This is a genomic window from Paenibacillus sp. P46E, from assembly GCF_001909095.1.
Taxonomy (GTDB): Bacteria; Bacillota; Bacilli; order Paenibacillales; family Paenibacillaceae; genus Paenibacillus_AQ; species Paenibacillus_AQ helianthi.
Genome location: NZ_LVYZ01000055.1, coordinates 87853 through 113289, shown reverse-complemented (window position 1 = coordinate 113289; position 25437 = coordinate 87853). Strand labels below are relative to the sequence as shown.

At 48.9% G+C, this 25437-nt stretch carries 21 protein-coding genes; 5 read left to right on the top strand and 16 right to left on the bottom strand.

All coding sequences use genetic code 11. The annotated features are described in order from the left end of the window. Positions 1–544 precede the first annotated feature (544 nt). Positions 545–829 (bottom strand): MepB family protein, encoded by a 285-nt coding sequence (locus tag A3849_RS21035; protein WP_074113181.1) that lies wholly within the window; start codon positions 827–829, stop codon positions 545–547. A 663-nt stretch (positions 830–1492) separates the two neighbouring features. Next, a complete protein-coding gene (locus A3849_RS33040; RefSeq protein ID WP_178382764.1) occupies positions 1493–1666 on the bottom strand; it encodes a hypothetical protein in 174 nt (57 codons plus the stop codon). Positions 1667–3260: 1594 nt separating this feature from the next. Between A3849_RS33040 and A3849_RS21020 the strand changes: the two genes are divergently transcribed. Then, positions 3261–3641: a hypothetical protein gene (locus A3849_RS21020; protein ID WP_074113178.1), complete on the top strand. Its 381-nt coding sequence runs from the start codon at positions 3261–3263 to the stop codon at positions 3639–3641. 230 nt (positions 3642–3871) lie between these two features. Here the strand turns inward: A3849_RS21020 and miaA are convergent, their stop codons facing one another. The 4 genes from miaA to mutS all read right to left on the bottom strand — a co-directional run bounded on the left by miaA (position 3872) and on the right by mutS (position 10661). After that, positions 3872–4828 carry a tRNA (adenosine(37)-N6)-dimethylallyltransferase MiaA gene (miaA, locus tag A3849_RS21015; RefSeq protein ID WP_074113177.1) on the bottom strand — a complete coding sequence of 319 codons (957 nt, stop codon included), beginning with the start codon at positions 4826–4828 and terminating at the stop codon, positions 3872–3874. Continuing rightward, entirely contained in the window at positions 4818–5597 is a 780-nt protein-coding gene (locus tag A3849_RS21010; protein WP_074113176.1) for a class I SAM-dependent methyltransferase, read from the bottom strand. Before A3849_RS21010 ends, miaA begins: the two co-directional genes overlap by 11 nt. 40 nt (positions 5598–5637) lie before the next feature. Beyond that, the gene (gene mutL, locus A3849_RS21005) at positions 5638–7743 is read right to left on the bottom strand and encodes a DNA mismatch repair endonuclease MutL (protein ID WP_074113175.1); all 2106 of its coding nucleotides are present in this window, start codon (positions 7741–7743) and stop codon (positions 5638–5640) included. 92 nt (positions 7744–7835) lie between these two features. Then, positions 7836–10661, bottom strand: coding sequence for a DNA mismatch repair protein MutS (gene mutS, locus A3849_RS21000; RefSeq protein ID WP_074113174.1), 2826 nt, complete (start codon positions 10659–10661; stop codon positions 7836–7838). A 327-nt stretch (positions 10662–10988) separates the two neighbouring features. Here mutS and A3849_RS20995 point away from each other — a divergent pair, with 327 nt between their 5' ends. After that, entirely contained in the window at positions 10989–11786 is a 798-nt protein-coding gene (locus A3849_RS20995; RefSeq protein ID WP_074113173.1) for a GNAT family N-acetyltransferase, read from the top strand. A gap of 63 nt (positions 11787–11849) precedes the next feature. Here A3849_RS20995 and A3849_RS33365 read toward each other — a convergent pair whose 3' ends face one another. From A3849_RS33365 to A3849_RS20960, 7 genes are all read right to left on the bottom strand, one after another. Further along, positions 11850–13271: a putative amidoligase domain-containing protein gene (locus tag A3849_RS33365; protein WP_074113172.1), complete on the bottom strand. Its 1422-nt coding sequence runs from the start codon at positions 13269–13271 to the stop codon at positions 11850–11852. A gap of 179 nt (positions 13272–13450) precedes the next feature. After that, positions 13451–14008, bottom strand: a complete 558-nt coding sequence (locus A3849_RS20985) for an outer spore coat protein CotE (protein ID WP_074086226.1) — start codon at positions 14006–14008, stop codon at positions 13451–13453. A 279-nt stretch (positions 14009–14287) separates the two neighbouring features. Then, on the bottom strand, positions 14288–15310 hold the full coding sequence (locus tag A3849_RS20980; protein ID WP_074113171.1) for an HD-GYP domain-containing protein: 1023 nt from the start codon (positions 15308–15310) through the stop codon (positions 14288–14290). Between the two features lie 240 nt (positions 15311–15550). Next, a complete protein-coding gene (locus A3849_RS20975; RefSeq protein WP_074113170.1) occupies positions 15551–16537 on the bottom strand; it encodes an aromatic acid exporter family protein in 987 nt (328 codons plus the stop codon). 161 nt (positions 16538–16698) lie between these two features. Continuing rightward, on the bottom strand, positions 16699–17535 hold the full coding sequence (locus A3849_RS20970) for an ABC transporter permease (RefSeq protein WP_074113169.1): 837 nt from the start codon (positions 17533–17535) through the stop codon (positions 16699–16701). Further along, a complete protein-coding gene (locus A3849_RS20965; protein WP_074113168.1) occupies positions 17532–18311 on the bottom strand; it encodes an ABC transporter ATP-binding protein in 780 nt (259 codons plus the stop codon). The genes A3849_RS20970 and A3849_RS20965 overlap by 4 nt, the downstream gene beginning before the upstream one ends. A gap of 80 nt (positions 18312–18391) precedes the next feature. Beyond that, complete coding sequence (locus A3849_RS20960; protein WP_074113167.1) at positions 18392–19399, bottom strand: ABC transporter substrate-binding protein; 1008 nt, start codon at positions 19397–19399, stop codon at positions 18392–18394. A 376-nt stretch (positions 19400–19775) separates the two neighbouring features. On the opposite strand from A3849_RS20960, the gene A3849_RS20955 reads away from it, so the two are divergent. Continuing rightward, entirely contained in the window at positions 19776–21506 is a 1731-nt protein-coding gene (locus A3849_RS20955) for an alpha-amylase family glycosyl hydrolase (RefSeq protein WP_083613610.1), read from the top strand. Here the strand turns inward: A3849_RS20955 and A3849_RS20950 are convergent. Next, the gene (locus A3849_RS20950) at positions 21496–22161 is read right to left on the bottom strand and encodes a hypothetical protein (RefSeq protein ID WP_074113166.1); all 666 of its coding nucleotides are present in this window, start codon (positions 22159–22161) and stop codon (positions 21496–21498) included. The two genes, A3849_RS20955 and A3849_RS20950, sit on opposite strands and share 11 nt — an antisense overlap. Before the next feature lie 137 nt (positions 22162–22298). On the opposite strand from A3849_RS20950, the gene A3849_RS33650 reads away from it, so the two are divergent. Next, positions 22299–22538 carry a hypothetical protein gene (locus A3849_RS33650; RefSeq protein WP_074086218.1) on the top strand — a complete coding sequence of 80 codons (240 nt, stop codon included), beginning with the start codon at positions 22299–22301 and terminating at the stop codon, positions 22536–22538. A 107-nt stretch (positions 22539–22645) separates the two neighbouring features. On the opposite strand, the gene A3849_RS33025 is transcribed toward A3849_RS33650, so the two are convergent. Continuing rightward, positions 22646–22786 (bottom strand): hypothetical protein, encoded by a 141-nt coding sequence (locus tag A3849_RS33025; protein ID WP_178382761.1) that lies wholly within the window; start codon positions 22784–22786, stop codon positions 22646–22648. Between the two features lie 327 nt (positions 22787–23113). Between A3849_RS33025 and A3849_RS20940 the strand changes: the two genes are divergently transcribed. Continuing rightward, positions 23114–23740: an FMN-dependent NADH-azoreductase gene (locus A3849_RS20940; RefSeq protein ID WP_074113165.1), complete on the top strand. Its 627-nt coding sequence runs from the start codon at positions 23114–23116 to the stop codon at positions 23738–23740. A gap of 205 nt (positions 23741–23945) precedes the next feature. Here the strand turns inward: A3849_RS20940 and rsgA are convergent, their stop codons facing one another. Then, positions 23946–25037, bottom strand: a complete 1092-nt coding sequence (gene rsgA, locus A3849_RS20935; protein WP_074113164.1) for a ribosome small subunit-dependent GTPase A — start codon at positions 25035–25037, stop codon at positions 23946–23948. Between the last annotated feature and the right edge of the window lie 400 nt (positions 25038–25437).

Sequence of the window (25437 nt, the reverse complement as noted above, 5' to 3'; positions counted from 1 at the left end):
TAATTATATATTTGAACCAAAGATAGACGGCCATCGGCTAATCTACTCCCAGCAGGCCGGGAATGTCCGGCTGTACACCGCCACAGTCACGATGCACTCGGCTGTACCCCGAACTACAGATTCCCTTTCTGACGATGTGATCCTGGATGGTTGGGTAGCTGCGTAGATCCATCCACCGGAGTATCAGATTCCGAGGCTGTCATGAGACGTTTTCAGGCCCGACGGGCAGACAAGATAATAAAGCTCACGACCACCATGCCGGCCTATTAAGGCATCTTTGATATCTTGATGTATAATGGTCAGGACCTCTCTGGTTTGTAGCTGTTAAACCGCAAGGAGATACGGGCAGGATTATCCCTACCATCTGGCAGCTACAACAAAATGACGAATATAAACAGTGCAGGCGAGGCGCTATTTGAACAGATTGTAGGACGAGGGGAGATCAATCAAACGGATTCATTTCTAGTTAACAGGCGTGAAGTTTTTATAATGTTTGATTATTTTATGGCCATGATCTTCAACAATCGAGTCCGAATGCGGAGGATTAAAGAGAATACAGTTCTATTACTTTTTCTAAGAGAGTTTGATTCAGAATACTCATATCAACAAAATAGGGTAACTGCCATTTTTGAGTTTTCATCGCTTGTTTACTACTCGGACTATCCCAGCTAGGATAAACTCTTATTGCCATTTTGCCCTTTGTTGAAGCAGACCTAAGAATGTTCTGTTTTAATAGAATATCTTTTGGAAAAACAAATTGCCCAAACTCATTTTCATTTTTAAAGGTTTTTAAGGTTGACGGGATTTTGCCGATTCTATCGGACAGCATACTTCAGTACTTCCAACTCGTGTAAATGGAGAATACCGCGTTTGTCGCATTATGCAAATGAAAAATAGCCCGCCAACTGAAACCCCTGGGCAAAATTCCAAAGAATGATAACCTGCAGAGGCTAAATCGGGGGCACCCTGATTTGAATGATGATGTAATGTCATGCCCATCATGAGGAACCAAAAAGGTTCCCTATTATCTAATTTTTATCTTTTTATTTCCCTGCTATCCGATCTCAATATATACATACTCACTAGAATGACTGCCAAATAAACAAAAAAATGGTTTGATTTGACTTCTCCATAAATCATTAATTGAAACACTCCAATAATAGCCAGGAGCAAAGGAATATACGCTATTTTTTTCTTTGAAATATCATTATTTTTCTTAAAAAACATTCTCGACAGAATGATAAATAGGAAGGTAATGAAAGTAACAAAAGGCATAATTATCGCATATGCAGTTATCATTTGCCCCCCATTTTCTTAATAATTATTTTATCGAATTGTCTATGATAGTCGCTCCAGTTGCTTCCAAGAGTGCAACGACAGAGCCAAGCTAAGCAGGTGGAATTGATGCAACCGTCGCCGCTAATTAAGTCGCTGCAGCAGCTGTTTGTTGTTCATTCCAAGACTTTGTATGTGGCGGACAAATAATCAGATCCTAACCACTCGATACAAACTGAACAACCCCAATTACTGTAAGAATAATAAAAATCCCAATTATAATGCTCACTGTGGTCCAAACAAGCTTCCGAGGTCCAGTAGCAGATGATTTCTCAAGTATTGAAATTCGTTCTTCCAGCTCATTTATCTTTTTTTCTGGATCATTATTCAAATGATTCCCTCCAAACGTGGAATTTCCTAACGTTGAACTTAGATTGATTATACTTAATTTGGAACAATATGTATATGAACTCCAAGTCTATTGTAAATCCTCCACCCGCTGGAGAAGTACTGGTGCTTTTATGAGTTTTAACTTAAGGGTAATTTTACCGGGAATTTGGGGATTCCTATACCAATTATCGATACCATCAGAAAATACTGGCGTGTTTGAACTCAATCAGTCGATGATTCAGAAGGATTTTTTTATGATAATTTTATCAGGATTGGATGGGGGGATTAAATCACCTAACCTCTTGGACAACCTTCTGCCAGTTAGATGCCTTCCCCCGCCGTTCCGGGCGGTATCCACAACAGCGCTCAATCAGTACCATAGTAGAAGCGCATAACACAATCTGAGGGCAAAATAATAGTGTCTGCTTATGCGATTATTCGTTTTCGTAAAAACCACAAGACCGCCTTACATACGGGTGGCTATGTTTGATTCATTAAATATTCTATTTCCCGATGATTTTACTCACTGCATATAATCTCTTTATTCCTTCTGTCCCTACCCACCCACCTGCACTCGCCAAAATGATATTATGGAAAAGCTTCATGGCTATAGAATAGGTCAATGTACCGATGATGATTTCAATAACTAAGAACCTCAGGACAGCTCCTTTGGTTATAATGTAGACTTTGAATTCTTGATTATGGAGTATTGGTCTCATCATCCACCTCATAAGGGTTTATGTAACCAATATGCTTCTATCAGGTTGTCTAATTCCTACTTAGACTCATGACTCATGAGTTGAATCCATTTCAAGTAATGCATTCCAGAAATGGTGTATGAAATCAAAATATTTAAAGTGCCCTAAAGCGATATCAATCCCGTTATTGTTGTCATTCTTGGCAACCAGGAGATCGGCGTCCACTCCGCATACGCAGCAAACGTGCTCTCTTTCCGGACTTTGTTACTAAGGAGAACAAGATCATTTTACTGATTGCCTGATATCGAAGCCAAAGTCACCATCATCGATTGCGGGCCATCAATATCAATAATTCCCGGCCATGCTTCTTATGCTCGATTTTAAAAGAACTTAAGGTAGCAGATTCAGAAATAACTGAAAAAACTGATAATATTAATTTGGTAGCGATTGACAAATAATCGTCGTTTAATACGAGATCAATTTTAACATTGACAGGTGAACAAACTAATCAAGAAACACAGGAAAGAATCATTTATACGAATAAAAAAAAATGAAAACTCAGCTCTAATTGACTTGATTTATTTAAACTCATCAGTCGGTAAAGACATGATTTTCTGGCCAGTATATAACCCTTGACTTCACCCGTCGATACTTTCACTCGCTCATCCCTAGTTCCCCACACAGAATGTAATCATACCCATCCTCATGCTCCAGATAAGACAGCTGAATGATTTCTCTCTCAGGCCAAGGTAGTGGGGGTCTTTGTATATCACTCTATAAATTCTTTTAACATAAATGTAGTTTATTCCATCGCGGTTATCTCCTTGTGGCAAAAAATGGTAATTAGGCATATAACTATTTTGACCACAAAAACACGATGAAAGTAGGAATCGAAAAATGAATTATTATCAATCTGGGTACAACTTTCCTTACCCAGCGCAAACAGCATATCCTCAAACATCAGTAAGCAATTATTCAACGCGAGACAGTACATTTTCAACAGGCCGTATCCAATTTGATGCCGCAGCTGCAGATGGTAACAATTTAGATGTTTTCATTATCACTAATTCACTCGAACAACCGATAGTAACTCTCGCTGACAATAATGGATTCCCCTATGTCAGAGACTTCTATGCTAAGGCTATTGAACATCATGGATATAAAGGAATTCGTTTGACACTTCGTTTTGAAGGAGCAGCCAGCGGAGGTCGAGGATTTGCGGTCAATATTGCACAGCCTGGTATGAGCGGAAACTTCGCTGTTTTTCCGATAAGTTAAGCACTGTTTGTAGTTACTTGAAGACTACATCAGATAATTCAATACAAATATGTTCATGCCCCCTCCAATTCAAGGAGGGGTTCTTTTGGGTTCTCTATTTACAAAAAAAAATGCCTCCGAGAAAGTGAAGATTCACTTCGGAGACATCCTACAGACTGAATTTTAGCAAGAAATGTGATTTTACGTATTTTACAACTTTTGAGAACACGTAAAAACTATATTATCAACAGCTACAATGCTTCATTAAATTTGTCAGCTATTTTAGCACGGATTTTTGCAAAATCCTCTGAAAAGTTTTGGCTCTCATCGACGTCGATCCACTGAATCTCTTTCATGTGGCGGAACCAGGACAACTGTCTTTTGGCGAATCGGCGGGTATCGCGTTTAAGTAGTGTCACTGCTTCGTCCAACGTCATTTCGCCCGCGAGGTATGCGGCAATTTCCTTGTAGCCCAATCCCTGCATGGACACCAGGCTTCTGCTGTAGCCTCGTTGCAGCAGTCCTTCCACCTCAGTGACGAGTCCTTCCGCCAGCATCTGATCAATTCGGTCTTCAATACGTTTATATAGTACTTTCCGGTCCATTGTTAAACCAATCAAGCACAGCTCATACGGGGATTCCTTTGTCTGATCCGCATGGGATTCGGAAAGTGTGACCTTTGTCTGATGGTGAATTTCAAGCGCACGGATGATCCGGCGGCGGTCATTGGGATGCAGTCTGGCAGCGCTGACCGGGTCCACAGCAGCCAGGCGGGCATGCAGCGCCTCAGCTCCATGCGCCTCAGCAAAGGCATCCTGCTCACTGCGGAATGCTTCGTCTGCTACAGCCTCTGAGAAGCGGAAACCGTAGCAAAGGGACTCAATATATAAGCCTGTGCCGCCTACTATAAAAGGAAGTTTCCCCTTCTTGCTGATCTCTTTGATCAGCCGACCGCCCTGTTCCTGAAATTCAGCAGCAGAATAAGAATCCTGAGGATCATGAATATCGATCAGATGATGGGGAATTCCCATCATTTCCTCAGGTTTGATTTTGGCCGTTCCAATGTCCATTCCCCGATAGACCTGCATCGAATCACCGGAGATAATCTCAGCATTATAAGCTTCTGCCATTTCAAGACTAAGCCTGGTTTTGCCGACTGCGGTCGGGCCAAGAAGCACCAGAACTCTCCGTTTTGTCTCAGTTGTCAATGGATATCACCCCGTACGAAGTTTTGGCACTTGCCCGAAGCAGCTCGGTAAAACCAAGCCGTGAGAATTCCCCGCTTAAGGCTTTTTCTTTCAAAAGAACCTTTTTGCGTGCGACTCTGACGGCCTCAGCAACACTCTCCGGTGACAATGCTTCCGCATTCGCGAACTGGCGCAGAGGGGATATCGCTGCCGAATCCGTCAAAGGCACACGGAACATCGGGTCAAAATAGACAATATCGATACTGTGATCCGGCTGTTCCCGCAAATAAGCCAAATGGTCACTATGCACGACACGCACGCGTCGTAGCGCGGCATTCACTTTTTCCTGTCCGGAAATATAGTGGCTCATGCCTTCGAGAAGCAGCGTACAAAGCGGCAGAGAGCTCTCTAGTGCCGTTACCACAGATTCTTCTCCGCCGTGCACCGCAAACAGCAGGGAATCGCTGCCCAGTCCTGCCGTACAATCCAGCACACTGTCGCCCGGCATCATACCGGCGGCTTCCAGCATCGGATCATGCTCACCCCGGATAATCCGTTTAGCCCGGACAAAACCCATGCTGGGATGGAATTCCATCGGTGGCATGCCGGGAGTAATCAGCCGCACTGCCTCCTGCAGAACTACCAGAATCTCTCCGTCCCCGTACCGTTCCACCATCTTGGCCATGGACAATTTGCCTCTTTGCGCATAGATTGTACCCGTTTGTATGGCTAGGTTCTTGGCCCGTATTTCAATTTCCGGGATCGGGTCAAAGCCCGTTGTTATAATCATGTTGCCTCCGTTCCTGCTCACAACAAATTCCATTATTCAATTACATTACACGTTTGAACAGTTTCTCTAAATCATACGAGGAAAAGGATACCACAATCGGCCGCCCATGCGGGCAGGTATAGGGCTGACGGCAAGCAGCCAGACGTGAGAGAAGCGATTCCACTTCATGCTCTGTCAGCTTCTGGTTAGCTTTGATAGAGGCCTTGCAGGAGCAGAGAATGGATGATTTCTCACGCAGTTTCGCAAGGTCGATGGTCCGCTCGTTCAGCACCCACTCCGCCATTTCTTCAATAACCGCCTTCTCGTCCCCCTCCGGGAACCAATATGGAAGGGATCGGACCAGAAAGGTCTGGCCTCCAAAGTGTTCCAGGTACACTCCTGCCTGCTGGAACCAGTGCAGCCGCTCACTGAGCTGCCGGCTCTCGGATGGTGTGAATTCCAGAGTAATAGGCAGCAGCAGCTCCTGTGAAGCGTCCTCGGGACGTCCGAATTTCTCATAATAATATTCGTAATTCACCCGTTCATGCGCAGCATGCTGATCAATCAGATACAGCCCGCTATCATTCTGGGCAATAATATAGGTTCCATGATGCTGGCCGATATAGTTCAGCTCCGGAAACTGCGGAAGACCAGCCTCTGCACTGGAGGGAGGAGCATATAGTTCCTCCGTGGACGGCATCTGACCCCGAGTGGCATTTGACATCGGGAACTGGCGGTAGCTCCCGGCATTCCCTTCATTCGTACGCGTAACGGATGGCGGAGTGCTGCCGCCTCGATAGGCTGTTGCTGTTTCCCGTGCCTGGAAACCCGGTGCTGAGGTATTGCTATAACGCGGTTCTCTTCCGCCAGCAGCTCCTCCGAACAGTGGAGCATCGCTGCCGCCGCTGCTCTCACGGACCTGGGGAACCTGGGACTGGAGGCCGCTTAACGGTCCTTCGCTGCTTGACGAACCACCATGCCACTCTCCTTGGGCAGATTCTATAGTACCGGTTGCAGCAGCAGGACCGCTGCGTGGATTAACCATGTCCTGGTCGATGCGGCTGCCTGTACCATCCTGAGGTGGCGGAACAGCTCCCTTCGAAAAAGCAAATTGCTCTTGAATAAAGGAACTGCTGCCTTTGGAACCGATCATTTCTCTACCGGGCCGGGGGATCAGGCTCTGACCAAGCAATACCTTGCGTATTTCCTGCTCAACAAAAGCGTAGAGCTCCACTTCTTTACTGAATCGTACCTCCAGCTTTGCCGGATGTACGTTAACGTCTACAAGCGAAGGATGCATCTCAAGCTGAAGAACCAAGAGAGGGTACCGGTTGATTGGCAGGAGTGTATGATAGGCCCGCATAATGGCTGCATTCAGGCCATTGCTGCGGATATACCGCCCCCCAACAATGGTAGTGACCGCATTGCGGTTGGAGCGCGTCCACTCCGGCCGGCTAACATAACCGGAGAGCCGGTAATCCGGGTCTTCCGCAGCAACCGGCAGCATTGCCTTAGCGGCGGATGTACCGTATACAGCGGCAATGACCTGCAGCAGATCCCCATTGCCAAGCGTATGCAGCAGCTGATTGCCGTTGTGATGAAGAGTGAAGGATATAGACGGATGAGCCAGTGCCATGCGGTACATCGCGTCTGAAATGTGGCCCAGCTCTGTCTGTACGCTTTTCATATACTTCAGCCTTGCCGGAGTATTGTAAAATAATTCCCTTACTGCAAGATCGCTGCCCTTGCCGGATGGCTCATCCTCATTACGGATCAGCCGGCCGCCTTCGATATCGAGCGCTCTGCCCTTGCCATCCTCGTTGCTTGATGTAAGCAAAGACAGCTTGGACACAGAAGCGATACTGGGCAGAGCTTCCCCGCGGAATCCCAGACTGGTGATTTGAAACAAATCCCTGCCGTTCAGGATCTTACTTGTCGCATGGCGGTAGAAGGCAGTCTCGCAATCCTCGGGATCAATCCCTGAGCCGTTATCCTTCACCCGGATGCTCTGTAGTCCGCCCTCCTCCACCGATACTTCTATGCGGGTGCTTCCGGCATCAATGGCGTTCTCCACAAGCTCCTTCACTACCGAAGCGGGCCGTTCCACCACTTCCCCGGCAGCGATCTGGTTGGCAATATGCTCGTCAAGCACATGAATCTTAGCCATGTTCATTTCACCTCGCGAATAGGCTTTTTATAGATATATTACATTAATTAATTAACAAATAAACGGCCCTTGAAATAGAGCTGCAATGATACTTATAGGGTCAGCTCTTTGGCTTTGATCTTCAACTCGTTCAACAAGCCCATTGCCTGCAGCGGCGTCATATTCATCAGGTCAGCCCCTTGAACGGCGGAGATAAGCTCCTTAAGAAGCGGATTCTCTTTTATTGCTGGTGCTCCAGCTCCACCCTTACGGTTCTTGCGCGGCTCTTCTTCTCCAAAGATAGAGAGCTGTACAACTTCATTGTCCTCTTCCGCTGCGGAAGAAGCAAGTGAGACGGCCGTTTCAAGCTGAGCCGCCGCTGTTGAAGCATGAACACTGCCGCTGCGCGCTGAGGAATAGACATGCCCAGCCGTGGATGGCCCCCCTTCAGCATTTGGCTGCAGAGGTAAGACCTTGTTTTCCTGAATCCCTTGTACAGTATGTTCATTATAGCCCGAGCCATAATTCAGCGAGACGCTTCCCGGAGGGGCGGCCTGCTCAATGCTCTGAAGAAGGCCGTAGGCGCGGTCGATAATGCCTTCTGGAAGACCTGCCAGTCGTGCACAATAAATCCCGTAGCTGCTGTCCGCCGCTCCCGGCACGAGCTTGCGCAGGAAATTTACTTTATCGCCGCTTTCCTGGACGGCCATTGAATAGTTGCGGAGCCCTGCGAGGCTCTGCTCCAGATGGGACAGCTCATGGAAATGCGTGGAGACCAAGGCTTTGCAGGCAATGGTATCGTGCACATATTCGATGACCGCTTGGGCAATCGCCATCCCTTCACTGGTCGAAGTGCCCCGGCCCAGCTCGTCTATGATGATTAGGCTTCGGGCTGTAGCTTTTTCCGTCATCACCTGGATATCGGCCATCTCCACCATAAAAGTGCTCTGGCCGCCGATCAGGTCGTCCGCTGCCCCTATACGCGTAAAGATGCGGTCAATAAGCGGCACCTCGGCACTGCCGGCTGGCACAAAGCAGCCGATCTGGGCCAGGATGCAGATGAGGGCGACCTGGCGCATATAGGTGCTTTTACCCGCCATGTTCGGGCCGGTGATCAGCAGGATATTCCCTTCTGCCTTGCTTAGAGTGCTGCCGTTGGCAATAAACGCGGAATCCTTCAAAACCGCCTCTACTACCGGATGACGTCCGCCTTCCAGCCGCAGATCATAACCGTCGGAGAGATTTGGCTTCACAAAACGGTGCTCGGCGCTGACCGCTGCCAGGCATTGGTAGACGTCAATTTCGGCCACCTTCTCGGCTAGTGCCTGAAGGCGGGGAATCTGCGCGCCGATCCGGTCGCGAAGTTCGATGAACAGGCTGTATTCCAGATCGGTCATTTTATCCTGTGCCTCCAGGATCAGGGCTTCTTTCTCCTTCAATTCCGGTGTAACAAAACGCTCTGCATTTGCCAGTGTCTGCTTGCGTTCATACCGACCTTCCGGCAAAGACGAAAGATTGGAACGGGTAATCTCAATATAGTAGCCAAAAATTTTGTTATAGCCGATCTTTAGGGACTTGATGCCCGTAGCCAGGCGTTCTTTGGCTTCAAGCTCTGCGATCCAGCGTTTGCCGCTGCTGCTCGCTTCCCTCAGCTCATCCAGACGCTCATGGTAGCCTGTTCGGATCATTCCGCCATCACGCACCGATACCGGCGCATCTTCAACGATGGCTGATTCAATATCCTCACGAAGCTCCGCGCATTCATCCATGCTGGCTCCGATCTCCTGCAGAGTGGCCGAACCGGAATCCAGACACATTTCCTTCAGCGCGGGAATCTGGGCGAGCGACAGTTTCAGCGCATTCATATCCCGGCCGTTGGCGCTGCCAAAGGCGATCCGCCCAACCAGCCGTTCCAGATCATAGATCTCTTTCAGTGCACCGCGCAGATCCTCCCGGACGATAAACTGGTTGTACAAATAATCGACAGCCTCCAGCCGGCGCTCAATCGGTGCGCGCTGGAGCAACGGTTTGTCTATTCTGCGGCGCAGCAGACGGGCGCCCATGGAAGTTTCGGTCCGGTCGAGCAGCCACAGCAGCGAGCCTTTTTTGGAACGCTCACGCACCGTTTCGGTCAGTTCAAGGTTGCGCCGGGTGAACGGATCGAGAATCATATAGTTGCCCGGCTCGTATGGCGAAATCTGGCTCAGCTGGCCCAGGGACCGCCGCTGGGTTTCGCTCAGATATGAGATCAACAGCGCAAGGCATTGGCCTCGCTCCTTCTCCAGGCGTACCCAGGCAGCTTCACCGAACTGCCGGCGCGCCAGCTCCTCTTCGCGTTTCTCCCATGGTGTATATACGACCGGTTTTGCGAGCAGCGAGGCCTCACTCCGCAGCATGTCCAGCAGCGCTGCATCCCCGATAATCTCGGCAGGTTCATAGATGCCGATCTCATCCCGCAGCCATTCATTACCCGCGAGCACGGAAGTGACGTACAGCTCACCCGTAGTCAAATCACAGGCAGCCAGCGCCATCATCCCGTCCTCCTCGGTCACACAGACGAGGTAATTGTTATTTTTGTCGGAGATGATCTTGCCGTCCATTACCGTGCCCGGTGTCACTACGCGGACGATGTCACGACGGACCATCCCCTTTGTGACTGCAGGATCGTCCAATTGCTCGCAGATGGCTACCTTGTAGCCTTTTTCAATCAGGCGCTGTATGTAACCTTCAGCGGCATGATAAGGCACTCCACACATGGGAATGCGCTCTTCGCCTCCGCCTTCGCGGCCCGTTAATGTAATCTCAAGCTCCTTGGAGGCCAGTATCGCATCCTCAAAGAACATTTCGTAGAAATCGCCCAGACGGAAGAAAAGGAAAGCGTCCTTGGCTCCTTCCTTTACTTTTAAATACTGCTGTATCATCGGCGTATAATTTGCCATCTTCAACCTCCATACCTGCATCATACTGTTCTCTATTATAGCAGAAACTCGCCCGGCAAAGTCACCCTGTGCATGTTCGTCACACCTGTGGCCTCTGCTCCTGAGCTGAAATTCCATCTGCACCGCAGGCTGTAATCCACTGTGAAAACAAAGTAATCCTTGGGCCGCAAGGCTTGGAATGGTGTGCTTTTTAGTCCTGATGCAGTAAAATCACTATAGAAGATGAACTTAAAAAAACAAAAATGGACAAAAGCCATAATAATAATCCAGAGTTCAACTTCGTAAGTGTTTTAACATTTCATAGATAGATCCGAGGAGGGAATCAGCATGATCCGTAAACTAGGTGAGGCCGACCGGGAGCCGTTGATGTCGCTGCTAAGCAACGATCCCGCAATCAATTTGTTTATTATCGGAGATGTAGAGAACTTTGGGTTTGAACAGGACTTCATGGAGCTCTGGGGTGAGTTCAGAGAAAATGATGGCCGGCTTAACGCCGTGTTGCTGAGGTTTTTCGGCAGTTTTCTGCCCTATGCGGACGGCCCCTTCGATGCCGCGGGATTTGCAGCGCTGATGAAGAGGAGTCAAAAATTCGAGATGGTATCAGGTTCTGCGAAGGTGGTTAGGGCTGTTGCCGAACATTTGAGCATCCGGACGGAGAAACAAATGAGGTTCGCCGAACTCCGCAAGCTCAGCAGTACAGTACATACAGCCGCAGCATCAGCACATGTTATCCAGAAGGCAACCGTTTCCGATGTGGAAGCGATCTGTTCGCTTACGGATCAAATTGAGGAATTCATAAGCAACCCGGACGATTCGCGCAAAAGTCTGCGAAAAACACTGGAGACCGGCACAGGCCGGACCTATTATATCGAACAGAATGGCCAGGTAATTGCTACGGCCTCCACCTCAGCAGAAAGCTCCATGTCAGCGATGATCGTGGCCGTTGCCACCCACCCCGCATTCAGAGGACAAGGATTAGCCAGCCAGGTAGTAGCCCGCTTATGCACCGACATGAAGACAGAAGGCAAAACGCCTTGCTTGTTCTACGACAATCCGCAGGCCGGTCTGATCTATCACAAACTTGGTTTTCAGGATATTGGGTTTTGGACGATGCTGTACATGTAAAAAAAGACAGACACTATCGAAATCAAGAAATAGACGGGCACCTAGAACACGCTTGCGGAGTGTTCATAGGTGCTTTTTGCCGCACCAAAGCCCGCGAATGTCGCGTGATTCATCCCAGGTCTGTTCAGCGGCAATAGAGCTGAACAGAGGCTCTATATATCGTGCGGCCTGCTCATAGCCAGGCAAGGCGCGAATCTGCGCTGCAAGCGGCGGGAACGCAGCGCGCAGCGGGGACTTGTCGCCGCTGTAGTAGGCGGCATGCAGGTCATCCCGGTCGAGCGGGCGCAGCCTCAGGTCTTCATAGCGGCTCACGATCAGGTGAGCCAGGAAGACCGCCCCCTTCGCGATGACCGGGGACACCAGGAAGCTCGGCAGGGTCCGGTATTCAAAGCCGCCATGCGGCTGAAGCCGGAAATCGCCGAGCCCCCCGTATCTGGGACGCCGTGCCGCTGCACGGGCGTCCTCCAAGAGCATCAGCGGCAGCGCGAGATAGTTGTCGAGCGCGCGCAGGAGCGGCGCGCACAGCGTCACGCCGCTGAAGTGCAAATGGCCGCCGAGGGCCCAGCCCGCCAGCGGCATGCCTCCCGCCCGCCAGCGCAGCGAGCGGTCGGCGATGAGCCGGTCCGCCGTGCGCGCGGCGGACATCAGCTGCGCCAGCAGCGCGCGCGGTTCCCGGCGCGGCGCAGGGCGCAGCTCGGCGACCGGGAACGTGCCCCGCGTTCCCGGAGGTCCGGCGTCGCAGCCGGCGACGCCGTCCGTGGGCAGGTACCGCGACGCCGGCACGACGCGGCCCGTGGATTCCCGGAGCAGGAGGAACTCCGGGTCCATGCCCAGCATCAGCCCGGGACGGCCGGGCTGCTCCAGAGACAGGGAGTGCATCAGCGCCAGCGATGCTGCGCGGTATGGCTCCGGCAATGCCCCGCTGGCGGCAGCCGTAAGCGGGATCACCTTATCTACTCTGTAGCTGCGGCCACCCATAGCTTTCAGCAGCAGCTCACCGCTGTCCAGCCCAAGGCAGTACAACGCCTTCACCGCGGTGTCTCCCATTTTCCCCGCCGCACCGCGCCGGTGGCCGGAGGATGCAGGATAGGATGATAATCTATGTTCTGTCTCTGCTGCCCCACCACACTCTCCTGAGAAGCCGCGGGGCCATTCTCCATCTATCAAAACTTCCAGCGCCCTTCCTTCATCCATCCCGGAAGGCCCCAGTCTGCCGGCCGTACCTATACCTTTTACTGGAGGTAATGACGCCGGATTCATCGCCGCACCCGTCCCCAGAGGCAGAATTTCAAGAACCGTCAGATTATATACAAGGACCCGATAGTACTGACTGTAAAGAAGTTCTCCCTGTGCCTTTTCATATGTATTCTCCCCGGAGCCTGAATTCCCGCCCTGTGTAAGCAAAGCTTCCAGGCCACTGCGCCGAAGCCTGTCTTCCCGCTGGGCAGCAGACAATTTCTGGTAGACCCGAAGACCTTCATTCATATCTCCGCCTCCTTCTGGAAACTACCGCATTAAGGCAGCATCGTCCTATAATTTGCAACTGCTGCACGCAGATAAATAAAATAAAAAAAGGAGGGCATTCGCCCTCTCGCCGCCGCCCCCACTACATATAATGGATCATAACCCATTCGATAATCAGTTGGCGGCGGCGCTCCTCTTCCTTACAGCTCATCATCCAGGGCGTCAGGGTCCAGATCCTCATAATCGAAGCTTTCACCGTCAAAGTCATAATCCTTGTCTTCCGGATCGTCGCTTTGATCGGTGACAAACACGCGGACTTTGGTCTCAGCCACCAGTTCCGCCTCGAACTCCCGTTCTACACGCAGCGTCACACTTCCTCCTCCTGGAGAAACGCCCGCTTCCACACAGTTGGGTTCCTGCGTTGCCTCCGCAGAAACCTCGACCGTGGAAGCACGGTGTCTGGGATCCAGGTATGACAGTGGAATAAGTTCCACATAGGAGACCGTTTCCTTGGCTACCTCGGTCTGCTTGTTCTTGTCATACGAGTACCAGATGTTCACATCGTAAGTACCAATTACTTCGATTCCGTTCCCGGCGGCAACCGCTTCGTACTGGTGGTTGATAATCCAAGCCCCCAGAATACTCGTCGGATGGTGTGGCGGAGTTACGGTATGGGTTGCTGTAGAGAACTTACGACCTTTGCCGCAAATTGCCTTCGTAATGATCTCCCTTGTTTGACGTTTATGGCTTAATGACATCTTTAAACCTCCTCCATACAATCATTCACTATCAAGTGTATGCACGTTCTGGGCATTTGTTGATTGTTAGAGTAGAAATAAATTTGGGTAAGCCCTCCAAGCGGCTGCCCGGGAAGAGTTATACTTCATTTTATTGTGAAATTTGTCTGGATATGAGTACATAATCGAATTCCCGCCTCAAGAAAAAAGAGAAAATACCATTTTCACCCGCACCCTCCTGAAAATCACCAATTCACAAAAAACCCCGCAAATACTCTGCGGGGGTCCTTTTCATCTATTCTATTGCGGTAGAACACGTACAATACCAAGGGTTCTGTGCTTGCTGAGATCAATGAAATCCTCACCGATATTTATTAAAGGACGAAGCGGATCATGTGCCAGGATCATAATAATTTTACCAATCTGTCCGTCTGTTAGAAGTGCGTCGTTGCCTATCATGGACTGCATCAGCTTATTGATAAATACACTGCAAATATAAGGATCTAGCTTACCGAATGAGTTATCCTCCATCTGTTTAAGGACTTCATACAGCGGAGCGGCTGAACGGTAATAACGGTCGGAAGTCATGGCATGAAATATATCCGTGATAGCTACGATTTTGCTAAATTCCGTAATGCGGTGTCCCAGTACTCCGAACGGATAGCCGCTGCCGTCCATTCTTTCGTGGTGCTGAAGTGCTACGAGTGCCTGCATATGCGAAGTTCCTACCGTATCTCTGATCATTTCGTAGCCGAGCGTAGTATGCTTTTTCATGATGGCAAATTCCTCTTCATTTAGAGGCCCCGGTTTGGTAAGGATTTCGGCCGGAATCATGATTTTGCCGATATCATGAAGGGTTGCGGCAATCGTCAGCATGCCCAGGTCATCCGGGCTGAGCTTAAGCCACTTCCCAAGAAGTGTGGATAATATGCCTACAGCAACATTATGTCTGTATGTATAGTCATCTTTAGACTGCAGTGCAGCTAATATCCCGAAAAAATCATTCTTCTCGCTGACTTGCTGGATGAACGGAATGACTTCGTTTCTTAGCTCCAGCATTGGAAGCCGTTTGCTCTTGGTATAGCGGAACTGCTCAAAAATATTCTCCATAGCTTCAGTACAGTCATCCACTGCCAGTTGATAGAAAGCCTCACTGTCCAACTGAATCACATCATGCGGCTGGAGAATAATCCGATGCTGGGTGATTAGCCGGATATGCTCCGAGCTCAGCAGCGTCATAGCAGGTAATACAAAGACACCGTTGTGATTAAAAAGATTGTCTATAAGCTGTTTGCCTATATATTGTTCATTGCTGTTATTCATCTTCCTCACCTGCCAGTGCAGAATTATTCACAAGATGTGAAGTAGCTGCTGTAATTTGGAATATATGCCGCCCCATTCAGCTTGTTATACTATGATATCCTGGCCTTGAATTCTATTGAACGCAGCATTAAATAAGCACACGGATTTTGCTCCTATATCTTTTATCGTTATTTCTTACCCAAAGATGAATACCTAAATTTTTCCTTCAGGAGTTGGAATCCATCATTATCTGCCGCTTACCTAGTTTCCTTTAGCTGTACTAGGCCGTTTCACCGGTTTGATATCGACCGGCATTTTATACCTTTTGGCGATATTCAGATACAGTGAGAGCTCACGGCATAACTGCAGAATGGCTGAACGGACCTCGAATTCCTCACGGGTTTCCGGAAGATCCATTTTTTGAAATTCCTGTTCTAATACTTCCAGCAGTTTTTCGGTCCGGCCCGTATATTCTTCAGCCAGCACATCATTGCTGAGTTGATCGAACAAATCTGCAACCATGTCCCCGTGAGGCAGCTGCCGGTAGACCTGTGAGAGGAGCTGCATCATATTCTGAATCGATTCCAGCTGTTCCTTGCGCATATAAAAGTAAACATTCCAGGCTTCATCCGGATGGATCACATGGTTCTCCATTTCCCGGGAGGCTGCAGTCAGCCCACGCTGCACCGCTTCATTCGCACCGATTAGTTCCTTTCCGTCCCAGAGATATCCCGGGTCACGGAGTGTCCGAGCCATCTGAGTAAAAATAACCGAAAAGTAGCCGTCTACCTCTTTACGGATGGCAGCAATGACACTTCCGGTCTGAGGCATATAAATCAAATTAATCAATCCGGCAGATCCAAGGCCGATGAATAAGAGCTCGATCTGCTGCAGCAGTACATGTACCGACAGCTCGGCTTGTCCAAATACCCGGAACACGATAACCGAGCTGGTAACAATCCCCTCCTTGTAGCCGGATTTTACGATCATCGGGAACCCGATAAGTACATACATCCCGAGCACCCAATAATGGAATCCCAGGAAGAAAAACAAAATACAACCGAAAAAGAGTCCCACCAGCGATGCCAGAAACCGTGCTGTGATCGTACGCAGACTTCTTTTGCGTGTGGTTTCCACACCCAGAATCGCGAGCAGACCCGCACTTTGCGCATTCGGGATGCCCACAGCGGCTGCCAGCAGGATCGACAGCAGTGTAGCAGCCGCTGTTTTGATAACTCGAAATCCCATGAAAATACCTCTCCTTGCGGTCTTGTAAGTCAAGCGGTTCCAATTTAGATTCATTCGAAGTATTGACCGGAAACGCCAGCTTATCATATGAACTATAACTTTCAAGTGAAGATATAGACATGGTACAAGATTTTGCGAAGCTGCACAATATGACATATTTTTCACCGTCGCGACAAAATCAGCTTCTCCACATATACCACCAGTTGATACATGGCGGTGGCCACGGCGGCAATAATCAGCAGACTGGACATCACAAGTGTGAAATTGAATACCTGAAAGCCGTAGATAATCAGATACCCAAGACCGGTTTTGGCCACCAAAAACTCGCCAACAATGACACCCACCCAAGACATGCCGACATTTACCTTGAGCGTAGATACGACCGTGGGGAAGGAAGCCGGCAGGATCACCTTACTGAATACCTGAACCCGCGAAGCCCCAAACGACTTTGCCACCTTCACCAGATTCGGGTCCACGCTGCAAAAGCTGTTATACACCACCAGTGTTGTAATAATTACCGTGATAGACAACGTCGTTACCACTATGGCCGTAAAGCCCGCACCGAACATCACGATAAAAATCGGCCCCAGCGCGACCTTCGGCATACTATTAAATACAACCATATACGGATCAAGCACTGCCGATAAAAAAGGCGACCACCAGATCACGATGGCAAGAAGTGTGCCTAGAAGTGTCCCCAACACAAAGCCTACAACCGTTTCGCCAACCGTCATGCCCAGATGCGGCCACAGACTCCCGCTAACCATATCATTCCAAATTTGCCTAAAAACTTTGGTGGGGTAGCTGAACAACAGTTCATCCAGCCAACCCAGCCTTGCCCCTGCTTCCCAAAGAACAAAGAACAGCACGAGCAGACTGCCGCGGACACCCGTGACACGGGCGCGCCATCGCCGCTTTTTCTTCTGATACTGGGCATGCTTCTCTTCCAGCCATGACGCACGGGAGGCAGCTAATTCAATTTGCTCCACCGATTTCATACGCCTTCCCTCCCTGCAAGCTCCATTTCCTTCCACACTTCATGAAAAAGCTCCGCGAACCCCGGCAAATCCCGTGCGTATAGCGGAGGTGTGCGTCTGATCGCTTCGGGCACGATAAATATCTTGCGGATCTTTCCGGGATTCGGCTGAAGCAGGATCACCCGGCTGCTGACAGCAATCGCCTCTGACAGATCATGGGTAACCAGAATAGCCGTTGTTCCGCGGCTGCGAAGCGTCTCTGAGACCAGATCCTCAAGCTGCAGCTTAATCTGGTAATCCAGTGCGGAGAAAGGCTCATCCAGCAGCAGCAGTCCCGGGTCCGTAGCAAGAGTCCGAACCAGTGCCACCCGCTGGCGCATCCCTCCTGACAGCTGAGCCGGGTAGGAATGCTCTTTGCCGGCCAGCCCCATTTCACTAAGCCGTTCTATGGTTTTCCGCCTGGAGTTCTCATTGAGATTACCCGTCAGCTCCAGCCCCAGCAGGGCATTATCCAGAATGGTCCGCCAGGGAAACAGGTAGTCCTGCTGCAGCATGTACCCTACCTCAGGAGAAGGGCCGCTAACCGCGTGTCCGCTCACGGACACTTCCCCGCGCGATGGCTGCAGCAGTCCGGCGATGATCGACAGGAGCGTGGTTTTGCCGCAGCCGCTGGGTCCGACCAGACTGACAAATTCACCCGCTTCCACATTCAGACTGAAGTTCTCGATAACAAGCGACGCCTCGCGGTCCCCCAAATAGGCATGCGTCACTTCCTTTAACTGCACAATGGGAAGCATATCACCCCTCCTAAAAGTTTTGTTAGCATCAGCTACTCTGATCTGCTTCGTGCAAAACTAGCTTCGTAGGCAAACTCGAATCACTTTATGCTGGCTTCGGCTTTTTCGGCAAAACTGTTGTTGACGATCTTGGCTGCCGGAACCCGCTCCTTCAATTCACCGGCGTTGTCCATAACGTCCAGCAGATTATTCCATTCTTTATCGTCGATGACCGGATTAACAGCGTAAGTATCCTGTTCCTTGTAGCGCTCGACCGAAGAAATCACAATATCCCGGTCTGTTTTTTCAAAGTATGGCAGGATCGCATCGGCAATTTCCTCCGGGCTGTGCGCCTTCACCCAAAGCTGGGCCCGCTGGATCGCGTTCGTGTATTTCTGTACCGTATCGCTGTTTTTGCTGATATAACTTTGTTTGGACATAAAGACCGTATAAGGCAAATAGCCGCTTTCCAATCCAAAGGAAGCTACCACCCCGCCACGCTTCTCGCGCTCAAATATGGAGGCCGTTGGTTCAAAGAGCTGCACATAATCTCCCGTACCTGACGCGAAAGCCCCGGCAATATTGGCAAAATCAATATTTTGAATCAGGGTAAGGTCCTTCCCTGAATCAATCCCCTTCTCCAGAAGCGTAAATGCGCCCGCCATTTGCGGCATTCCCCCTTTTCTTTGGCCCAGGAATGTACTCCCCTTCAATTTGTCCCATTTGAAATCCGCATCCGGCTTACGCGCGAACAGGAATGTGCCGTCCCGTTGTGTCAATTGGGCGAAATTAATGACAGGATCATTCGCTCCCTGCTGAAAGACATAAATAGAAGTTTCAGATCCTACGAGTGCTACATCAATAGCCCCGGACAGCAGGGCAGTCATGGTTTTATCTCCGCCCGGAATCGTCTGCAGCTCTACCGCCAGCCCTTCATCTTTGAAGAAATTCTGCGACAATGCCACATATTCAGGCGCATAAAAAACCGAACGGGTAACTTCACCGACCTTTACTTTCACTTCAGCAGAGTCTCCTCCACATCCGGCGAGCACAGAAAAACATAAAGTGATGATCATGAGCGACAATGAAATTTTTTTCCTGATATTCATCCTTCATTCCCCTTTCCTTCAGGGTCTTCGCCCTTGCTTAAGCATATGCGCCCGCCTAAAGAATGGTTAACTGACATCGTGTGCAACGTTTGCACTACATTCAAGCTGGTTTTATAGGCATTTTGCTGTGGATACTCAAGTGTTCCTTTCGGTGATGCTTCAAAATCATTAAATAAACTGTGATAAACGGAAAAATAGAGAGATAATCATAGATAATTCAGCTTAATCGCTTCACATTCAAGTGAATACTTGTTATTCGATCGTTTTCAATGTGTGCAAACGTTTTACCTTAAACGATTTTTCTACTATTATATTTATTAAGCGCTTACTTAAATACATATTAAAGTTGTTATCCGTTTGAAAGGGGAATCCTCTTATGATTCATTTATTTAAAAGTGCCGGCGCTCGGTGCCTTCTGTCTGTAGCTGCCATCACGGGCCTCTCTGCCGCTTTGCTTGCCGGATGTTCTGGAGGCCGCGCCTCAGAAGCCGGTGCTTCACCTCATCATTCAGCTTCGACTAAGCCCTCTGCTTCCCCCCGCTCCTTATCTGCTTCACCGGCTTCCCCATCCCATTCATCCGTTAGCTCCTCTACGGCGGTTGATGAACAGCCCTCTACGGTTTTTTATGAAATTTTTGTCCGATCCTTCTATGACTCTGATGGTGACGGTATTGGCGATCTTAAGGGGATCACTGAGAAGCTTGACTATCTCAATGACGGTAATCCTGCGACAAAAGACGATCTCGGAATCGGGGGCATCTGGCTGATGCCGATAAATCCATCCCCCAGCTATCACGGTTATGATGTTACAGACTACCGAAGCATCAACCCTGATTACGGAACTATAGAGGATATGAAGAATCTGCTCACAGAAGCGCACAAGCGTGGGATAAAGGTCATTATGGATCTGGTAGTTAATCACACCTCCAGAATGCATCCATGGTTCGTGGACTCCGCCAAAAATAAGGAGGGAAAATACAGGAATTGGTATGTTTGGGCGGAGGACCAGCATCGTCCTGTAAGCGGAACAAGTGCGGCGGGCAGCGGCAATCCGTGGCATCCTCTCTTAGGCAGCCATTACATGGGTACCTTCTGGGATGGTATGCCGGATCTGAACTTCGATAATCCGCAAGTCCGGAGCGAGATGAAAGATATCGGAACGTTTTGGCTGAAGCAAGGGGTGGACGGTTTCCGTCTGGATGCTGCAAAACACATATATGAGGATCTGTTATCAGATAAAAGTGCAGCCACAACGGCAAAAAACGTTGCCTGGTGGCAGGAATTCCGTCAGTCCATGAGTAAAGTGAATCCGGAGGCCTATATCGTGGGTGAGGTGTGGGAGAATTCCGCAGTTTCCGTGGGAGCTTATCTGGATCATGCCTTCAATTCAGGGTTTAATTTCGGATTAGCTGAATCGTTGATAAATTCTGCCAAAACAGAGAAAGACAGCGGCGTAGCCTTTACACTTGAACGAACCTACAAACTATATTCCCAGCTCTCAGGTAATGCTTTCACAGACGCAACCTTTCTGACCAACCATGACCAGAACAGAGTCATGAGCCAGCTGCAGAACCAGCCTCAGCATGCAAAAATGGCTGCGTCCATGCTACTGACCTTGCCCGGCAACCCTTTTATATACTATGGTGAGGAGATTGGAATGCTTGGTGTCAAACCGGACGAAGGTATCCGGGAACCCATGCGCTGGGCAGCAGGCCAACCGGCCAATGGACAAACGACTTGGGAACCTGGAAGCAACAACGATGCTAAGACCGGTGTTAATGTAGAAAGTCAGCTGAATAATAGCGACTCACTGCTCGAACGATACCGGCAGCTCATTTCAATTCGGGGTGAAATCCCGGCGCTGCGGGATGGAGACATCCGTGATTATCCTTCTGGTAATTCAGGAGTTATGGCTTACGAGCGGATTACTTCAGGACAGCAAATCTTGGTTGCCCATAACCTGACAGGTGAATCGTTGTCCATCGCGATCCGTCCGGGAACCGGCAAACATCCGTATGTGAAGATTATAAAAGTAATTCCTGGCACAGCCCGCCTGAATCAGGCAACACTCACAATTCCACCCTACACTTCTGTCATTATGGAGTAAATACTTGTGATGGCCTAACTAACCATTTATGTAATGCAGAGCATATCTGTGGTCTGGTGAACGGTGCAGCAATCAGCCAGTCCTCCGAAACTCTGGAACTGATCCGTATCAGCCAGCTATCGGCAATATCCTCAAGATAGGAAGCCCGTTCAAAAGACCAGGAACCTTTTGTCCGTGTGCAGAACCTAAGCTCACTGGTGGCGGAGGGACTTTTCATTGCCTTAGCCAACAAGTGAGAATGAACAACATCACCTGTCTCTGCTGCCAGTCGTTCAGACAAAAAATACAATGTACAGGTGCCTGCTTGTTTTTGCAGTTCCTCATACTTGCGTCTTGACATCAACAGGGCTGGGCTTTCCTGACCCATGTCGGCTGTCTGTTGAAAGCAGTTCATCAGATAATAGCAAGCTCGTTTAATTTCTTCCGGTGTCTTAAGCTCATAGCTGAAGGCATCGGGGTCTTTTAGATAGGATAAATGCACTTTGTCCTTGTAGGCCAGCAGGCATAAATCCTGTGTGTAATCCCCTTCGCTAAATTCCAAACGGCATATCCTGTCCGCTAAGACTCCTTTTTGCAGTACCTCCTTAACTCTTTTATCACCCGATGTTTCAGGGAACAGAAAATGCGCTAAATATAACGTATCATGGTTATTCACATCAATATTTCCTTCCCGGAAAAGGCTTAAGCTATAAAACTTGTAATCTTTATGTTATCATAAGCTAATTTTAAGGTAAAATTAAGAAAGTAAGGGTATGATCAATAACATGAAATACTTGTAGCGAGGTGATTTCAATGAGAATGCTCATCAGTTTTCAGAACAAGATTGTACCTGTGTACTTCACTACAGAAAACAAACAGCCCACCCAAAAAGTACTTCGACTGCTTAACAGTACGCTGGAACTCAAAATTCAAAAGGGCAAAAGCGCCCTGCAGAAATGTTTGAATTCTCTGATTAGTATCGAAATTAAAGGCTCTGAAGCTATATTGCACAGTTACAGTGAAAATGATTCATTGGCATTATCCCTCTATTAATAGAGGGATTTTTTTTGTTCACCTCAAGAAAAAGAGCACGATCCTTATTCAAGGAACATGCTCTGCTGTATATATTGGGCAGTATTTCTTATGAGTGAGACGTGAGACTAACTGATCCGATGGAGAATGGTTTTCTCTTGTTTTTCGGCTTTCTGAATCCGCAGCTTGAACAGCTTCACTAGGTTACGCCGGGTATGCTCTTCGTGACAGCTGTCCAATTTTTTTATTATAAAACGGTCAATGGACATGTCAATCGCTCCTTTGTTTGGATTCCTTTACAGCTGTGTCGGAGAGGAAATCATTTCCTGATCCCCTGTAACTCCTATTTAACCGGGACCCCGTTTCCTTAAACCCGGCCTAAAAACGCTTAAAAATTTTGTGAATACTGCAAATACTATATATTGGGTTGCAGTACCCAAAACCATTCAACATGCCCGGAGATGTGGTAGCTGTGCAAAGAAAAGTACTTTGGTGTCGAATAAAAAAAATTTTATCTTATGGATATTTACAAACAAATAATTAAATGCTATATTAACGTTAGTTAATAAATAAACGAAACTTAAGGAGAAATCATAATGTCAAATGTACTTTTCATTAAAGCAAATAACCGTCCAGCAGATCAAGCAGTAAGTGTTCAACTGTATAACGCTTTCCTGGCAAGCTACAAGGAAACTCATCCGCAGGACACAATTACCGAGCTTGATTTGTTCGCTGAACAACTTCCATACTACGATAACACATTGATTACTGGGATGTACAAGGCTGGTCAAGGCTATGAAGCTACTCCTGAAGAAGCTGCCGGCGCTGCTGTAGTTAGAAAATATATTGATCAATTCCTGGCTGCAGATAAAGTAGTGTTTGCCTTCCCATTGTGGAACTTGACTGTTCCAGCTGTGCTGCATACGTACATCGACTACTTGAGCCAAGCTGGCATTACATTCAAATACACCGCTGAAGGTCCAGTGGGTCTGGTGACTGACAAAAAAGCAGTAATCCTGAATGCCAGAGGCGGCGTTTATTCTGAAGGTCCAGCTGCTACTGCAGAAATGGCTGTGAATTATGTAGCAGGCATGCTGAACTTCTGGGGCTTCAAGGAAACTACTCAGGTGATCATCGAAGGACACAACCAGAATCCGCAGCAATCTGCAGAAATTATCAATAACGGCCTGGAATTGGCTAAATCTGCAGCTGCATCGTTCTAAATGGTGAGACAGCGTTAAAAGTCCGGTAAGAATTTAAGTATCCGCACTTTTTACAGATATCTCCTCTTTCACATCATCCGGACTTTTATTTATATATAGTTTGGCGGGCTGCTAATTTAGCCATTTCCGCCAGACAAAAATCAAGGGACCCTTGCAGCCGTTCAACGGCTGCAAGGGTCCCTTTCGTACTATGCAGAACCTTCGATCATAAATCGTCCAGCTCACGGCGCCAGCTTGAATTCCGGGTACGGCTGCTTCCCGCCTTCGTTGCAGCAGCAGCAGTTTTCCGCTTCTGCTTCACTTCCTTGCTGCTCTGATATTGCAGTTCACGCTGGGTTTTGCGGTAATTCCAGAGCCGTTTCTCATCCAGTTCCCCGCTTGCCACAGCCGCAAGTACAGCACAGCCTTCTTCCTGATCATGCCTGCAGTCACTGAAACGGCATCCGGCGGCAAGTACGCTGATATCGCTGAAGGCAAGATCAAGTCCGCCTTCGTCCTCCCATAGCTGCAGCTCACGCATTCCTGGAGTATCCACAATGATTCCTCCATCCGGCAAAATGAACATTTCCCGGTGGGTTGTCGTATGCCGTCCCCGGCTGTCTCCTTCTCTTACGTCCTGGGTAAGCTGTAGATTACGGCCGCTTAGCCAGTTGACCATCGTTGATTTGCCGCAGCCTGAGGAACCGGTAAGAGCTACGGTCTGCCCTGGGCTGATATATGGCAGCAGTTCTTCCCGCCCGTCCCCAAGCAAAGCACTGACTGCATGGATGGCTACACCTGGCGCCGTCCGCTCCATCTCCGCGATTTTACTCTCCGCATCCTGGCAGAGATCAGCTTTGGTTAACAAAATGACCGGATTCGCCCCGCTGTTCCAAGCCATAATCAGGTATCTCTCCATCCGCCGGACATTGAAATCATCATTCAAGGCGCTGACCAGGAACAATGTATCAACATTGGAGGCTACGATCTGCTCATCCAGCGTATTTCCTGCTACCTTCCGGGAGATTACACTATGACGGGGCAAGACCCCATGAATCACGGCATGTTCGCCGCCATCCTGCATCACCAGAACCACCCAATCGCCGATGGCCGGATATTCCCCGGAGTCCGTCAGTGTGTGTCTAAGCTTGCCGGCCAGTTCGCCCCAAGTTTCCCCGGTCTCTGCCATCACGCGGTACTTGCTGCCGAAGTCCCCGATAATTCTTCCCGGTACATATTCCTTCCCTTCATATCCATTAAGTTTATCATTCCACTTGCTCTGCCAGCTCTTGTTCCAGCCGTATTGTTCTATTGTCATTATTGCCTCCTGAATGTTTTTGTTTTGAATTTTTAAATGCAACCTGACTGATACTGTCTCTTTCACATACTTCCCGGAACACAAAAAAACCGCCGGAATCCTCATTCCGGCGGCAGCTCTCACATAGCAATTCTTTTGCCTTTGGCAAAGAAATTGCTTATAAAAGCATATACGAAAAGTACGGGCTCTCCCCTGTGAAGGGACAGTCCAGTAATTTCCGTGCGCGGCATTACAGCAAAAATCAAACGCTGCAATATACACACGCAAAAAAGCCGCCGGAACCGATACGGTTCCCGGCGGCTCTATAAGGCATCATAGAGCTTGCCTGCTAAGCTGCAATCCTTACACTGCAGCCGCTGTTCCCGGAAGACACGTATCCTGAGCAGTATTTACCGATAAC